Origin of the sequence: Streptomyces sp. NRRL S-37 (assembly GCF_000721605.1) — a bacterium.
Classification (GTDB): Bacteria; Actinomycetota; Actinomycetes; order Streptomycetales; family Streptomycetaceae; genus Streptomyces.
In genome coordinates this window covers 1-263 of sequence record NZ_JOIZ01000154.1, presented here as the reverse complement: position 1 = coordinate 263, position 263 = coordinate 1, and the positions used below count along the sequence as shown (strand labels likewise).

Annotated in this window: 2 rRNA genes; both read left to right on the top strand. The window is 57.0% G+C overall.

Features of this window, described 5'->3' with window-relative positions:
* Nucleotides 1-77 (top strand): 23S ribosomal RNA (locus IH50_RS0137220); the annotation flags it as partial.
* An 89-nt stretch (nt 78-166) separates the two neighbouring features.
* Nucleotides 167-263 (top strand): 5S ribosomal RNA (gene rrf, locus IH50_RS39095); the annotation flags it as partial.

Below are 263 nucleotides of genomic sequence, written 5' to 3'. Positions count from 1 at the left end.
CTGGGTTGATAGGCCGGATATGGAAGCACGGTAACGTGTGGAGTTGACCGGTACTAATAGGCCGAGGGCTTGTCCTCAGTTGCTCGCGTCCACTGTGTTGGTTCTGAAACCACGAACAACCCCATGCCATGGTCACGGCGTGGTGCGGTTGTCAGTTTCATAGTGTTTCGGTGGTCATAGCGTAGGGGAAACGCCCGGTTACATTCCGAACCCGGAAGCTAAGCCTTACAGCGCCGATGGTACTGCAGGGGGGACCCTGTGGG